General features: G+C 62.8%; 14 protein-coding genes. 7 read left to right on the forward strand and 7 right to left on the reverse strand.

The features are described 5' to 3' along the window. Nucleotides 1-182: 182 nt before the first annotated feature. A complete protein-coding gene (locus B552_RS0107630) occupies nucleotides 183-923 on the reverse strand; it encodes an SDR family oxidoreductase (protein ID WP_019448410.1) in 741 nt (246 codons plus the stop codon). An 87-nt stretch (nucleotides 924-1,010) separates the two neighbouring features. Next, nucleotides 1,011-1,586 (reverse strand): TetR/AcrR family transcriptional regulator, encoded by a 576-nt coding sequence (locus B552_RS0107635; RefSeq protein ID WP_019448411.1) that lies wholly within the window; start codon nucleotides 1,584-1,586, stop codon nucleotides 1,011-1,013. A gap of 82 nt (nucleotides 1,587-1,668) precedes the next feature. Here B552_RS0107635 and B552_RS0107640 point away from each other — a divergent pair, with 82 nt between their 5' ends. Further along, a complete protein-coding gene (locus B552_RS0107640; protein WP_019448412.1) occupies nucleotides 1,669-2,259 on the forward strand; it encodes a 2-hydroxychromene-2-carboxylate isomerase in 591 nt (196 codons plus the stop codon). A gap of 103 nt (nucleotides 2,260-2,362) precedes the next feature. On the opposite strand, the gene B552_RS0107645 is transcribed toward B552_RS0107640, so the two are convergent. Continuing rightward, nucleotides 2,363-3,235: a crotonase/enoyl-CoA hydratase family protein gene (locus tag B552_RS0107645; RefSeq protein WP_026035426.1), complete on the reverse strand. Its 873-nt coding sequence runs from the start codon at nucleotides 3,233-3,235 to the stop codon at nucleotides 2,363-2,365. A 181-nt stretch (nucleotides 3,236-3,416) separates the two neighbouring features. Between B552_RS0107645 and yddG the strand changes: the two genes are divergently transcribed. The 6 genes from yddG (at nucleotide 3,417) to B552_RS0107680 (ending at nucleotide 11,618) form a co-directional block, all read left to right on the forward strand. Continuing rightward, nucleotides 3,417-4,331: an aromatic amino acid DMT transporter YddG gene (gene yddG, locus B552_RS0107650; RefSeq protein ID WP_026035427.1), complete on the forward strand. Its 915-nt coding sequence runs from the start codon at nucleotides 3,417-3,419 to the stop codon at nucleotides 4,329-4,331. Nucleotides 4,332-4,596: 265 nt separating this feature from the next. Then, complete coding sequence (locus B552_RS0107655; RefSeq protein WP_026035428.1) at nucleotides 4,597-4,941, forward strand: hypothetical protein; 345 nt, start codon at nucleotides 4,597-4,599, stop codon at nucleotides 4,939-4,941. 346 nt (nucleotides 4,942-5,287) lie between these two features. Continuing rightward, entirely contained in the window at nucleotides 5,288-6,808 is a 1,521-nt protein-coding gene (locus B552_RS0107660) for an aldehyde dehydrogenase family protein (protein ID WP_019448416.1), read from the forward strand. A gap of 114 nt (nucleotides 6,809-6,922) precedes the next feature. Further along, the gene (locus B552_RS0107665) at nucleotides 6,923-9,211 is read left to right on the forward strand and encodes a TonB-dependent receptor (RefSeq protein WP_019448417.1); all 2,289 of its coding nucleotides are present in this window, start codon (nucleotides 6,923-6,925) and stop codon (nucleotides 9,209-9,211) included. 235 nt (nucleotides 9,212-9,446) lie between these two features. After that, complete coding sequence (locus B552_RS0107675; RefSeq protein ID WP_026035430.1) at nucleotides 9,447-11,210, forward strand: PQQ-dependent methanol/ethanol family dehydrogenase; 1,764 nt, start codon at nucleotides 9,447-9,449, stop codon at nucleotides 11,208-11,210. A 75-nt stretch (nucleotides 11,211-11,285) separates the two neighbouring features. Next, nucleotides 11,286-11,618: a c-type cytochrome gene (locus B552_RS0107680; RefSeq protein ID WP_026035431.1), complete on the forward strand. Its 333-nt coding sequence runs from the start codon at nucleotides 11,286-11,288 to the stop codon at nucleotides 11,616-11,618. 93 nt (nucleotides 11,619-11,711) lie between these two features. On the opposite strand, the gene pqqE is transcribed toward B552_RS0107680, so the two are convergent. From pqqE to pqqB, 4 genes are read right to left on the reverse strand one after another with little or no spacing between them, the layout of a single operon-like run. Next, nucleotides 11,712-12,911 (reverse strand): pyrroloquinoline quinone biosynthesis protein PqqE, encoded by a 1,200-nt coding sequence (pqqE, locus tag B552_RS0107685; RefSeq protein WP_157160205.1) that lies wholly within the window; start codon nucleotides 12,909-12,911, stop codon nucleotides 11,712-11,714. Beyond that, nucleotides 12,868-13,140: a pyrroloquinoline quinone biosynthesis peptide chaperone PqqD gene (pqqD, locus tag B552_RS0107690; protein WP_026035432.1), complete on the reverse strand. Its 273-nt coding sequence runs from the start codon at nucleotides 13,138-13,140 to the stop codon at nucleotides 12,868-12,870. Before pqqD ends, pqqE begins: the two co-directional genes overlap by 44 nt. Continuing rightward, complete coding sequence (pqqC, locus tag B552_RS0107695; protein WP_019448422.1) at nucleotides 13,137-13,829, reverse strand: pyrroloquinoline-quinone synthase PqqC; 693 nt, start codon at nucleotides 13,827-13,829, stop codon at nucleotides 13,137-13,139. The genes pqqD and pqqC overlap by 4 nt, the downstream gene beginning before the upstream one ends. Further along, on the reverse strand, nucleotides 13,826-14,743 hold the full coding sequence (gene pqqB, locus B552_RS0107700) for a pyrroloquinoline quinone biosynthesis protein PqqB (RefSeq protein ID WP_026035433.1): 918 nt from the start codon (nucleotides 14,741-14,743) through the stop codon (nucleotides 13,826-13,828). Before pqqB ends, pqqC begins: the two co-directional genes overlap by 4 nt. Nucleotides 14,744-14,779 lie beyond the last annotated feature (36 nt).

Consider the following 14,779-nt stretch of genomic DNA (forward strand, 5'->3'; position numbering starts at 1 on the left):
TACGGGAGCTGATACAACCCCGAGCACCTGCAGCGAGAACCTCCATGTCCAGGTCCCGGTCACGGGCAGAACCTCGACAGGGTCGAGTGTCCTGAGCGTCTCATGGACAGCCCGCCGAGGTCACTTTCTTTGAGCCCGACGGCCATGACTGATCGCTATTCCACGTTCGCCCAACGCGCTGATTACCACCGTTCCATGTAAGGACGCAGATCGAGTTCGAACGTCCAGGCATCGCGTGGCTGCGTATGCAGGTACCAGTAGTTGTTGGCGATGTGGTCGGGATTCAGGATGCCGTCTTGCGCCTTGAGCGCGTAGCGTTCCGGGAATGTGTCGCGGATGAACGCGGTATCGATGGCGCCGTCCACCACCACATGAGCGACGTGGATGTTCTGCGGCCCTAGTTCGCGCGCCATGCTTTGCGCCAGTGCGCGCAGGGCATGCTTGGCCCCGGCGAACGCGGCAAAGTTGGCGGCGCCCCGTAGCGCTGCAGTTGCGCCTGTGAACAGGATGGTGCCGCGACCGCGCGCCACCATCCGCCTTGCCGCGGCCTGCGCATTGAGAAAGCCGCTGAAGCAGGCCATCTCCCAGATCTTGAAGTACTTGCGCGGCGTTTCTTCCAGAACGCTGCATGGAACGTTGGCGCCGATGTTGAAGACAAGTACTTCGATCGGGCCGTGCTCCGATTCGATCTGTTCGAACAGGTCCGCCACGGCTTCTTCCTTGCGCGCATCGCTACTGTAGCCGTAAGCCTGTCCGCCTTCGCTGCGGATGCTGTCGACAAGCGGCTGGAGCTTGTCTGCGGTGCGGCGGGTGACGCAGGCAATATAGCCCTCTCTGGCGAATCGTCTTGCGATGGCACCGCCGGTGGAGTCGCCGGCACCAATAACCAGGGCCACTTTGGGTTGCGCGGAAGTTGAGGTCATGCTGTCTCCATTAATTAACGATCGTTTGGTAAACGAACGTTAAGCCAGCAGTGGGAAGGTGTCAAGCAGCCGCACGTGGAGGGTCGATCAGTCCTTGCCGCTGGCGGCCAGCGGTATGGTCTTGGCGAGAAAGCGGCGGCTGGCGGCCAGGATTTCCTTGCGGGTCTTTTCGCTTTCGACAGTGCGGGCCACCACCAGCGCGCCAACCAGCTGCGCGATCAGTGCCCACGCGGCGTCGGCGTCTCCGGTTCGCGCGCTCCAGCTTTGCTGGGTCTGCTTCAGGGCTTGCTCCACCGCCTGCCGTACTGCTGGCACGGCACGTGCGATCTCCGCGCCCAGGGTCGGCAGAATGCAGCCAACCTCTGGCGTCACCGCATGGAAAGTACTCAGATAGTCACGCACGCACTTCGCCACGTGGTTTTCGGGGGACTCTCGATGCCCGGCCATCATGTCGCAGCTCTTCTGCATTTCCTGTTCGACGATGGCCCCGAACAACTCCTGCTTGGACTGGAAGTGGCTGTAGAAGGCGCCGCCGGTCAGGCCGATGGACGACATCAATGCATCCACGCCGGTCGATGAGAAGCCTCCCTTCTTGGCGATCGCACTGCTAGCGTCAAGAAGCTTCTTGCGGGTTTCCTCCTTGTGGGTACGGGTATAGCGCATGGCATTGAGCGGGCAGTTGACATTGAACCAACCATAGCATAGTGTCCGTTAACCAAACGATCGTTAAGTAAAAGGAGGAGGCATGACGAAGGCGGTGGAGTTCTTTTTCGATGTGGGAAGTCCGGCATCCTATCTGGCGTGGACGCAGCTCCCGGGGATATGCGAACAGGCGGGAGCCAGTCTGGTCTACAAGCCCATGTTGCTTGGTGGTGTGTTTCAGGCCACTGGCAATGCTTCTCCCGCGACAATCCCGGCGAAGGGCCGCTATGTGTCGCACGACCTGGCGCGATTCGCGCGCCGCTATGGTGTGCCATTCGCTTCGAACCCGCATTTTCCGATCCTGACGTTGACGCTGATGCGTGCGGCGGTCGGCGTGCAGGTGCGCCAGCCGGAGCGGCTGGACAACTACCTGTCGGCGGTATTCCAGGCGCTTTGGGTGGAATCGCTCAATCTCAATGACGCGGACCTTGTTGCGCGGACACTCGAACGTGGCGGCTTTGATCCGGCGCAGGTGGAGCAGTGGGTGAGCGACCCGGAGATCAAGGCAGCGCTGAAGGCCAATACCGACGAAGCGCTGCAACGCGGTGTGTTCGGTGCGCCGACGATGTTTGTCGGGCACGAGATGTTCTTCGGCCAGGACCGGCTGGATTTTGTCCGCGAAGCACTCGGCTGACGCCAGGCAGAAACTGGCCCGCGTCTGGCCAGAACCGCCTCGCATCGTCTTGAACAGCCCGTAGGCAAGCTCTGCCGCTGTCCTGTAGCGATCATGGGCTTGCCTACTCGAAATCCGGCTCCCCTTGCCAATCGAAGAAGTCCGGCATCTGGTCTGATACGCGATTCGGGAAATGCGCGGGACGCTTTTCAAGGAAACTTGCGATGCCTTCCCTGGCATCGTCCGACTGGCCGCGCGACTGGATCGCGCGGCTGTCCAGCTTGTGCGCGTCCATGGGATGAGCCGCACCTGCCATGCGCCAGATCATCTGGCGCGCCATGGCGACCGATACGGGGGCAGCGTTATCGGCAATCTCCCTGGCGATGGCATAGGCCGCCGGGAGCAGATCCTCGGGCGCATGGAGCGAGCGCACGAGTCCACGCTCGTGCGCTTCCTGCGCGCTGAACACGCGACCCGAAAAACACCACTCAAGGGCTGTTGAAATGCCCACGACGCGCGACAGGAACCATGACGAAGCGGCCTCCGGCGTGATGCCGCGCCGCGCAAACACAAGGCCAAACTTGGCGTCGGTCGAAGCGATACGGATGTCCATTGGCAACTGCATGGTGACACCGACGCCAACTGCCGCGCCGTTCACGGCGCCGATGACCGGCTTGAGGCTGCGGAAGATGCGTAGCACGACGCGACCGCCGCCGTCGCGCTTCACGCCGGTGGAACCGTAGCGCTTCTCGTAGTCGAAAGTGGAACCGCCGCTGGAAAGGTCGGCCCCGGCGCAGAAGGCGCGGCCGCTGCCCGTCACAACCACAGCGCGAACATTGTCGTCGGCGTCGGTCGCATCGAACGCGGCGATCAGGTCTTCACACATCTGGTGCGTGAATGCGTTCATCTTCTCGGGCCGGTGCAACGTGATCGTGGCGATGCCGTCGTGCACGGCGTACTGGAGCGTCTCGAAGGTCGGGGGCGTCGTGGTGGTCATGGTCACGTCCATGTTGAAGGGTGCGTGCAGCCTAGCATCTGCGCCGTCATCATGGCACGGGGCTTCCGCGGCGCGGAATACGTGGAAGACCCGAAACACGCCATGGCGATCTTGGCGGATTGGAAGCGGGCAGGCCTAGTAGAATCCCGTCTCTCCAGTTCATACAGACGGTTCCAGGCAAATGGCAGTCACGCGAAGCAGAAAACAGGCAACCCTGATCGGGCTTGTCGCGGTCCTTTTGTGGAGCTCGATTGTCGGCCTGATCCGCGGCGTCAGTCAGAGTTTCGGCGCTACGGGTGGGGCCGCCCTGATCTACACGGTCGCGTCCGTCCTGCTCTGGCTGACCGTTGGCCCGCCGCGTACGCGGGTGCTGCCGCGGCCTTACCTGGTCTGGGGAAGCCTGCTGTTCGTTTCCTACGAGCTGTGCCTGTCGCTGTCCATCGGTTACGCCAATAGTGGCAGGCAGGCCATCGAGGTGGGCATGGTCAACTATCTCTGGCCGACCTTCACGATGCTGGCCGCCATCGCGTTCAACAGGCAGCGAGCCAACTGGCTGATCGTGCCGGGGGGCATGGTTGGCATCCTGGGAATCTCCTCGGTGCTTGGTGGCGATCAGGGTCTGGACATGCCGAGCATGGGCCGCAATATCCAGGACAACCCACTGAGCTATGGCCTGGCCTTTGCTGGCGCCGTGATCTGGGCGGGCTACTGCACGGTGACAAGCCGGTTCGCCCAGGGCAAGAATGCCGTCACGCTGTTCTTCATGCTTACGGCGCTGGCGCTCTGGGGGAAGTACCTGTTCACGGGCGGTGAGGCGATGGCCTTCAGCCTGACGGGCGTCATCTATCTGGTGCTCGCCGCATGCGCCATGGGCTTCGGCTACGCGGCGTGGAACGTCGGCATCCTGCAAGGCAACATGACCGTGCTGGCTGGCGCGTCGTACTTCATCCCGGTGGTATCGGCCGCGCTGGCCGCCGCGTTACTGCATGCGCCGCTGTCGTTCGCATTCTGGAAGGGCGCGGCGATGGTGTGCGCGGGCTCCATACTCTGCTGGCTGGCAACGCGTGGCAAAGGTGAGCGTGTAGCGTCATCGTGAAGCCCCGGTAAGTGGACGGGGCGCGTCCTGTGTATCGCGGTGGCGACTTGTGGGAATGTGCTGAGAACCGGTGGAACGTAGCGCCGCATGCACGTGTGAAGGGACCTGGCACGACCGATAAATCACCCTGCGCGATTTTCGCCCGGGATGCGAGTGCGGCTTTTTCAGTTACCGGGCAATCCTGACTAGACTGGAAATGGAGCGGATCACACTCCATTACCTGCAACCTGAACTCATCCGCAAGGATGCTCAAGAAGGGGGCACCATGTTACAAGCCAGTGAAATCCAGAAGCGCTTTACTCATCTGCAACACACGGTCAGCGAAACATCGAAGGCCGTCCACGCCGATTCAACGATCCCGAAGGACTTGATGAGCTGCATGGACGAACTCGACAAGGAATGCAAGTCCGCGAAGAAGGTCATGTCGTCCCGGAACGAGGGGAGAATCCGTCAGTGCGTTGATGATCTCGAACGGATTGGTGATCGCGCGGAACGCGCTTGCCGTGAGGCCGACAGCCTCAACAATCGGGTCAAGGACGCAGTCAGCTCCATGCATCTGGAGCTTGCCGAACTGAAGGGCGAAATGCACCTAAAGGGCGAAATGCACTGATCCACGGATAGTTGCGGCCGAACCTTGATCTTGGGCGCCGCAAACAAATTGGGCTGAGCCCGCGCAATACGGGACTCAGCCCGGGGCAAGGACGTATCGGGCCCAAACCAGTCTGTTTCCCGACGTTGAGCGTTGCAACAGCCTGTGTTCCATTCTGGAACACCTTGGGTGCTCATTTGGGCCGCCATGGGCATGGCGCATCGGGCCGCAATGCGCGATGTACCTTCCTGATTCCCGCTGAACCCGTTACCGGCAAGGGGTGGCCCGGGTTTTGCAGATGACGCATGGACCCAGCGCAGATCAGACCAGAACGCTGGGGTCGTCACTCACCATCAGGAGACAGTCCATGCGTTACGCCCATCCCGGCACTGCCGGCGCCATCGTTTCGTTCAAACCGCGTTACGGCAACTTCATTGGCGGCGAGTTCGTGCCGCCGGTCAAGGGCCAGTACTTCACCAACACCACGCCGGTGACCGGTGAGGTGATTGCCGAATTCCCGCGCTCGACGGCCGAGGACGTGAACCTTGCACTCGACGCCGCTCACGCTGCCGCAGACGCCTGGGGCCGTACCTCGGTGCAGGACCGTTCGCTGATCCTGCTCAGGATTGCCGACCGCATCGAGCAGAACCTGGAACTGCTGGCCGTGACCGAAACGTGGGACAACGGCAAGCCGGTGCGGGAAACGCTCAACGCGGACATCCCGCTGGCGGTGGACCACTTCCGCTACTTCGCCGGCTGCATCCGCGCGCAGGAAGGCTCGGCGGCGGAGTTGAACGAGCACACCGTGGCGTACCACATCCATGAGCCGCTGGGCGTGGTCGGGCAGATCATCCCGTGGAATTTCCCGCTGCTGATGGCGGCGTGGAAGGTGGCCCCTGCGCTGGCTGCCGGCAACTGCATCGTGCTCAAGCCGGCCGAGCAAACGCCGCTGGGTATCAACGTGCTGATGGAAGTGATCGGCGACCTGCTGCCGCCGGGCGTGCTGAACGTGGTGCACGGCTTCGGCAAGGAAGCCGGCGAGGCGCTGGCCACCAGCAAGCGCATTGCCAAGATCGCCTTTACGGGATCGACCCCCGTGGGCTCGCACATTCTCAAGTGCGCGGCCGAGAACATCATCCCGTCGACGGTGGAACTGGGCGGCAAGTCGCCCAACATCTACTTCGAAGACATCATGCAGGCCGAGCCGAGCTTTATCGAGAAGGCGGCCGAAGGCCTGGTGCTGGGCTTCTTCAACCAGGGCGAGGTGTGCACGTGCCCGTCGCGCGCGCTGGTGCAGGAATCGATCTACAGCCGCTTCATGGATGCGGTGATGGCAAAGGTGGCCGCCATCAAGCGCGGCGACCCGCTGGACACCGAAACCATGGTCGGTGCGCAGGCCTCCGAGCAGCAGTTCTACAAGATTCGCAGCTATCTGGAGATTGCGCAGGAAGAGGGCGCCGAATGCCTGGTGGGCGGCGATGTCGAGGTGATGCCCGGCAACCTGTCCAAGGGCTACTACATCAAGCCGACGCTGCTCAAGGGCAACAACAGCATGCGCGTGTTCCAGGAGGAGATCTTCGGCCCGGTCATCGCCGTCACTACCTTCAAGGACGAGGCGCAGGCTGTCCAGATCGCCAATGACACCGAGTACGGCCTGGGTGCCGGCCTGTGGACGCGCGATATCAACCGCGCCTACCGCGTGGGCCGCGCCATCAAGGCGGGGCGCGTGTGGACCAACTGCTATCACCTGTATCCGGCGCATGCGGCGTTTGGTGGCTACAAGAAGTCGGGCGTGGGCCGCGAGACCCACAAGATGATGCTCGACCACTACCAGCAGACCAAGAACCTGCTGGTGAGCTACGACACCCAGCCGCTGGGCTTCTTCTGATGGCGTAGCAGGACGCGACAGGCGCGCGGCCATCGACACGCGCACCTGTCGCCACCGGCGCAGGCCAACGGACCTGCCCGGGCAGACACTAGAACGATATTCGGAGACAAGGCTATGGGCCGCCCCTGTGTGCAGCGGCGTTGGCCACCTCATGCCGTCCTGCGGCTGTGTTACGCAGGCGCCGTGGCATGTGGACCCACCCTGGCGTCCGCGCAGACCCCCCAAAATGACGACGCGGTCATTACGCTGGCGACGGTAACGGTCGTCGGTACCACGCCGCTGCTCGGCGTAGGCACGCCGCTGCCGCAGGTATCGGCCAACGTGCAGACGGTACGCGGCAGCGATCTGCTGCGCCAGCACCGAACCGTCCTGACGGACGACTTCGACAAGAACCTGCCCAGTGTCGATATCAACGAAGTGCAGGGCAACCCGTACCAGACCGATCTGCACTATCGCGGCTTTACCGCATCGCCGGTGCTGGGCACACCGCAGGGACTGTCGGTATTCGTCGATGGCGTGCGCGCCAACGAGGCTTTTGGCGACGTGGTGAACTGGGACCTGATCCCGCGCATGGCGATCGACACGATCCAGCTGATTCCGGGATCGAATCCTACCTACGGCCTGAACACACTCGGCGGCGCGATCACGATTGCCACCAAGAACGGCAGGGAGAACCCGGGCGGCTCCGCAGAGGTGGCCGGTGGCTCCTGGGGCCGCAAGATGTTCCAGGCGGAACAGGGCGGGACGATCGGCTCCAACCTCGACTACTACGTGGCCGCCACCGCGTTGAACGACAACGGATGGGCCGATCACAACGCCAGCCGCATCCGTCAGGCGTTTGGCAAGCTTCGCTATACGGGCGCCGATACCACGCTGTCGCTTGCCATGGGAGGCGCCGACAACACGCTGCAGGGGTCGCAGACGATCCCCCGTTCGTTTCTCGATAACCCGGCCCAGGCCTACACGTTCCCCGACCAGAACAAGAACAGTACGGCGTATGTCACGCTGTCCGGCGACCATTTCTTCAACGATTCGCTGCAACTGAGCGGCAACCTCTACTACCGCCATTTCCGGAATACCAATTTCAGCAGCAACGTCAACAGCGACTTCGGCAGCGTTGATGCGAACGGCAACGTCGACCAGGTGCAGTCCAACAACACCCAGTCGGTCATCGCCACGGACAGCTATGGCGCCAGCCTGCAACTGACCCGGCTTGGCACCGTTGCCGGGATGGAGAACCAGCTTGTGGTGGGCGCGGCGGCGGACTTCGCGAACTCCGGCTTCACGCAGGCCTCGCAAGACGCGTACTTCACCGATGCGCGCGCGTCGGTCGGCATTGGCGGCTTCACGCAAACCACCAACGCGAGCACGCGCAACGCGAATCTCGGCATATATCTGAGCGACACGCTGTCGCTGAGCAAGCAATGGACGCTCACCCTTTCCGGACGCTACAACTGGTCACGGGCCGCAATCAACGACGAAAGCGGCGCGCAGCCGCTGCTCGACGCCAATCACACGTTCTCGCGCTTCAATCCGGCTGTCGGCATCAACTGGAATCCGACATCGAACCTGACCGCCTACGCGACCTACAACGAGGGCATGCGTGCGCCGACCGCCATCGAACTGGCCTGTGCCGACCCGGCCGCGCCGTGCTCGTTGCCGAACAACTTCATCGCCGATCCGCCGCTCAAGCCGGTGGTATCCAGGACGTTCGAAGTCGGCATGCGTGGCCGCGTGGGCGAAGCCACGACGTGGAGCGCCGCCGCATACCGCACCACGCTCGACGACGACATCCAGTTTGTCAGCGCGGGCGCGGCAAGCACGCTGGGGTTCTTTCAGAACGTGGGCCGCACGCAGCGCCAGGGGTTCGAGCTGGCCGGGCACACGGTGATCGGACAGTTCGGCATTGGCGCCAGCTACAGCTATGTCGATGCCACTTATCGCTCGGCCTGGACGGAACATAGCCCGAGCAATTCCAGTGCCGATGCCAACGGCAATATCAACATCAAGCCCGGCGACCACATTCCCGGCATCCCCGAGAGCACGATCAAGCTCAGGGTCGACTACAGCGCCACGCCCAGGTGGAAGATCGGAACCAACCTGATCTGGCGCGGCAGCATCTATGCGCGCGGAGACGAGAACAACTCGGACGCAAACGGCAAGCTCTCCGGCTACTTCCTGGCGGATCTGGACACCACGTTCCAGGTGACCAGGCAACTGCAGATCTTCGCCACTGTCACGAACCTGTTCAACCGCCGCTATCAGAGCTTCGGCGTGCTTGGCACCAATGTGTTCACGGGGCCGAACCATACCTTCGACGCCGCGAACCCGGTCAACGAGCAGTTTGTTGCACCGGGCGCGCCGCGCAGCGTGTGGATCGGTCTGCGGTACGCGTGGAAGTAGTGGAAGTAGTGGAAGTAGTGGAAGTAGTGGGCCGGAAGGAGGCGCGCCACCTGTTCCATTTCGAAGCAGAACAGGTGTTGTGTCCCCGCATGGCGCACATCAACACGCATTGGCGCACCTGAAATCGCGCTTTTCGCGGTGCTTACCCGGTGGCATGGGATTTGCCATGAGCCGTCAGGTGCGACGGTCGCATCAACCGATTTTGACAACGACGAGAGAGACAAAGGAGACAACGATGAGGACAGTACGAGTGATCGCGTTGGCGGCAAGCTTGACAGCATGCCTCGCCGCTTACACCGCTTACGCAGCAACGCCCCCCGTAACCGACGCAATGATCGATGCCGACGCGAAATCGCCCGGCGACGTACTGAGCTGGGGTATGGGGCCGCAAGGCCAGCGCTACTCCGCGCTAACCAAAATCAATACGAAGAACGTCAGCCAGCTGGTGCCGGCGTGGTCGTTCTCGTTTGGCGGCGAGAAGCAGCGCGGGCAGGAGGCGCAGCCGCTGGTCTACAACGGCAAGATGTTTGTCACGGCGTCATACTCGCGCATCTATGCGATCGACCTGAAGACCGGCGCCAAGCTCTGGAAGTACGAGCACCGCCTGCCGGAGGGCATCATGCCGTGCTGTGACGTCGTCAACCGCGGGGCGGCGCTCTACGACAACCTGGTCATATTCGGCACGCTTGACGCGCAGCTGGTTGCGTTGAACCAGGACACCGGCAAGGTGGTCTGGAAGGAGAAGATCGACGATTACGCCGCTGGTTACTCGTACACGGCGGCGCCGCTGATCGTGAAGGGCATGGTGCTGACCGGCGTATCGGGCGGCGAGTTCGGCGTGGTGGGCCGCGTGGAAGCGCGCGATGCCAAGACCGGGCAACTGATCTGGACCCGCCCCACGGTTGAAGGTCACATGGGCTACAAGTACGACAAGGACGGCAACAAGACCGAGAACGGTATTTCCGGAACGCTGAATGCCAGCTGGCCCGGCGAGACGTGGAAAACCGGCGGCGCGTCGACCTGGCTCGGCGGTACCTACGACCCGCAGACTGGCCTGGTCTATTTTGGCACCGGCAACCCGGGACCGTGGAACAGCCACATCCGCAAGGGCGACAACCTGTATTCGTCCTCGACACTGGCCATCGACCCGGACACGGGCAAGATTGTCTGGCACTACCAGAACACGCCAAATGACGGCTGGGATTTCGACGGCGTCAACGAGTTCGTGACGTTTGACATGGATGGCAGGCGCGTGGGCGGCAAGGCCGACCGCAACGGCTTCTTCTATATCAATGACGCAAAGACCGGCAAGCTGCTCAACGCCTTCCCGTTCGTGAAGAAGATCACGTGGGCAACCAGCATCGACCTCAAGACCGGCCGCCCGAACTACAACCCGGAAAGCCGCCCCGGTGACCCGGCCGCCGCCAGTGGCGAGGACAAGAAGGGGCAGTCCGTCTTTGCCGCGCCGGGTTTCCTTGGCGGCAAGAACCAGATGCCGATGGCGTACAGCCCGCAAACTGGCCTGTTCTACGTGCCTGCCAATGAATGGGGCATGGACATCTGGAACGAGCCGGTTGGCTACAAGAAGGGCGCGGCCTACCTCGGTGCCGGCTTCACCATCAAGCCGCTCAATAGCGACTACATCGGCGCGCTGCGCGCAGTCAATCCCAAGACCGGCAAGATCGAATGGGAGATCAAGAACTACGCGCCGTTGTGGGGTGGTGTGATGACGACCGCGGGCGGTCTAGTGTTCTGGGGCACGCCGGAAGGCTACCTGAAGGCCGCCGATGCGAAGACTGGCAAGGAGCTGTGGAAATTCCAGACCGGCAGCGGCATCGTGGCGCCGCCGGTCACCTGGGAAGAGGGCGGCGAGCAGTTCGTGGCCGTGGTCTCTGGCTGGGGTGGTGCTGTGCCGCTGTGGGGCGGCGAAGTAGCCAAGCGTGTGAATTTCCTGGAGCAGGGTGGATCGGTCTGGGTGTTCAAGCTGCACAAGGGCTGATACGTATCGATGGCAGCCATGCGCCCGTGCGGCGCATGGCATCGGCCGATTCACGGTTTCATGGAGTCTCGGAAAGTGAAGATGTTCAATGGATACTTCTCGTTGTTGGCGCTGGCGTCGACGGCAATATGCGCGACATCAGCGCATGCGGCGCCAGACATGCAGGCTCTTGCCGAAAAGAGCGGCTGCTTTTCGTGCCACAGCATGCAGACCAAGGTAGTGGGGCCGGCGTTTGTCGACGTGGCTGCCAAGTACAAGGGCGATGCGGAAGCACCGGCCCGGCTGGCGCAGAAGGTGCGCGAGGGCGGCAAGGGCGCGTGGGGCCGCATTCCCATGCCGCCGCATCCCAATCTCAAGGAAGACGAAGCCCTGCAACTGGTGAACTGGGTGTTGAGCGCGGGATCGTGACGCTCCGTGATTGGGCCGCTCGCGTCCCGATCGTTGATCGGGCGCGAGCGGCTTTTGTCATGACTGCGGATAAAGCTGCGGCTAAAACGGCGGCTATGGCTGCGCCAGGCGGCGCGAATTGACATCCGTGCGGAACACGATGGGCACTTCGGGAGCGCGAAGATCGGACTGATGCCCGCAAGCGTTCATTGCGGCGGTACGGCCTTGCAGCACCGTGGCCTGCAGCACCGCGTGATCGGGCGAATGTCCGCAAACCGGATCGGTCCGTGCGGCGTCGCCGGTCAGCAGGTAGGCCTGGCAGCGGCAGCCGCCGTAATCGTCCTCGCGTGATGAGCACGAGCGGCAGGGCTCGGGCATCCAGTGCGTACCGCGGAAGCGCTGGAACGCAGGGCTTGACTGCCAGATCTCGTGCAACGGTTGCTGGAGAACATTGGGCAGGTCCAGTCCCGGCAGCATGCGCGCCGAGTGGCATGGCAACGCGACACCGTCTGGCGCCACGCCCAGGAACGTTGTTCCCCAGCCGTTCATGCACTTCTTGGGGCGTTGCTCGAAATAGTCGGGCACCACATACAGCACCTTGCAGCGGTTGCCGATGCGCGCGCGGTAGTTGTTCACCACTGCCTCGGCCTCCCGAAGTTGTTCCTGCGTCGGCATCAACGCCAACCGGTTCTCCCACGCCCAGCCGTAGTACTGCGTGTTGGCAAGTTCCAGGTACTCGGCGCCAATCTCCAGCGCCATGTCGATGATGGCCCCCACGTGCGGCAGGTTGTGCCGGTGCATCACGCAATTCATCACCATCGGGTAGCCGTGCGCCTTGATCATGTCCGCCACACGGCGTTTCAGGTCGAACGTGCGTGTACTCGAAAGAAAATCGTTGAGTTCGCGCGTGGAATCCTGGAACGATAGCTGGATATGGTCGAGCCCGGCGGCACGTAATGCGCCGAGCCGGACGTCGGTCAGGCCAACGCCGGACGTCACGAGGTTGACGTAGAACCCGAGCCCATGCGCGTGCGCGACCAGTGCTTCCAGATCCTTGCGCAATAGCGGCTCACCGCCGGAAAGACCAAGCTGTACGGCCCCGAGCGCGCGCGCCTGGGTGAATACATCGCACCACTGGTCAGTGTCGAGTTCCTGGTCGTGCCGGGTGTAGTCCACCGGGTTGGAGCAGAACGGGCAATGCAGCGGACAGCGATAGGTCAGTTCGGCCAGCAGCCATAGCGGCGGGCCCGGGAGCGGCAACGGCTTGCCCTCAGGCGAGCCAGCCGCGTTCGGTTGCATGTTTGACAAAGGCATGTACCTCCGGAGCAATGCCCTGCACGCCGTATTCCGACTGCAGGTCGTCGATCAGCATGTCGAGCGTGTGAGCACCGTCGCAGCGCTGAAGAATCGCGGCGGCGCTGTCATTGAGCGTGACCATTCCCTCTGGGTACAGCAGGACCCAACTCTGCTGCATCTCTTCCCATTGCAGCCGGAAGGTCCGTTGCAGTGTGGGTCTGGCCGGGTCGGATACGGATGGAGTCATGGGCGGGCCTGTTGGATCGCGTCGAGCATCGACCAGAGGATGTCGAGTTTGAACTGCAGAATCTCCAGCGCGCGTTGCTGCTGCTCCGGTGTGCGGAAATAATCCAGCGTCACGCGCAGACCGTGTTCGACATCGCGCGAGGCAAGCGGGATGCGTGATCGGAAATATGCCAGCCCTTCCGGCTGCACCCACGGATAGTGCTCGGGCCAGCCGGCAAGCCGTTCCTTGTGGATGTCCGGCGCGAACATCTCCGTCAGCGACGAGCACACCGCCTCTTGCCACGGCGCACGCCGTGCGAAATTGACGTAGGCGTCCACGGCAAAGCGCACGCCCGGCAGCAGGTGCCGGTGAGACCAGAGCGCGTCCCGCGTGAGCCCCACGGCCTCGCCCAGACGTACCCAGCTTTCGATGCCGCCCGGCTGGGACTCGTTGCCGTCGTGGTCATGAATGCGGACGATCCACTCGCGGCGCGTGTCGCGGTCAGGGCAGTTGGAGAGGATGGCCGCATCCTTGAGCGGAATGTTGACCTGGTAGTAGAAGCGGTTGGCAACCCACGTGCGGATCTGCTCCGGCGTGCACTCGCCGGCGGCCATGCGCAGGTTGAACGGGTGATGAATGTGATAGCCCGCCTGCTTCGCGCGCAGTTGCGCCTCGAATTCTTGGGCGGTCCGGGCAACAGGATGTGTCATAGCGAAATTTCCATTCCGTCGTAGGCAACCTCGATGCCGTGTGCCTCCAGTTCCCGGCGTTGCGGCGATTCCTCATCGAGGATCGGGTTGGTGTTGTTGATGTGGATGAGCACTTTGCGCACCGCAGGCAGGCGGTCGAGCGTCTCGATCATGCCGCCCGGTCCGGACTGGGACAGGTGCCCCATGTCGGCGGCAGTCTTGGTGGAAAAGCCGAGCGCTATCAGTTCGTCGTCATGCCAGCACGTGCCGTCCACAAGCACCACGTCGGCTTCTGCCAGTTCCTTGAATACGTGCGGTTCGATACGGGCGAGCCCCGGTGCGTAGAACGCGTGCCGGCCGCTCTGCCGATTGACAATGCGCAGGCCGATGTTGTCACCCAGGCGGTGTGCGTTGCGGCTCGGGGAGTAGGGCGGCGCCTTGCTTTCCAGAGGCACTGCGGTCAGTGCCACATTTTCCAGCGGCGGCACCGCGAAGGCCGTGCCATCGAGCGGAAGCGTGTGGGTATCTAGCCCGCAGTAATACGACAGCATGCGCGTGAGCGGGAACGCCGTGGAGAGATCGTCAAGCACAGCCGTCGAGGCATAGACCGGCAATGCTTGCCGGTGCTCGCGCAGCATCAGCAGGCCCGTCACGTGGTCGATCTGCGCGTCGATCAGCACAACACCGGCAATGCCGGTATCGCGTGGGTAACGCGCCGGCTGCAACGCCGGGGCGCTGCGCAACTGGGCCAGGATGTCGGGGGATGCATTGACGACGATCCAGTTCTGGTCGCCATCACCAAGCGCGATCGAGGACTGCGTGCGCGGCGTGGCGCGCACCGTGCCACGCCGCACGCCGTCGCAATTGCGGCAATTGCAGTTCCACTGCGGGAAGCCGCCGCCAGCGGCCGAACCTAGAACCCTGAGTATCGTCATGACGCCAGATCGATGGTTTTGGCCGAACCGTGCAAG

Origin of the sequence: Cupriavidus sp. BIS7 (assembly GCF_000292345.1) — a bacterium.
Lineage (GTDB): Bacteria > Pseudomonadota > Gammaproteobacteria > Burkholderiales > Burkholderiaceae > Cupriavidus.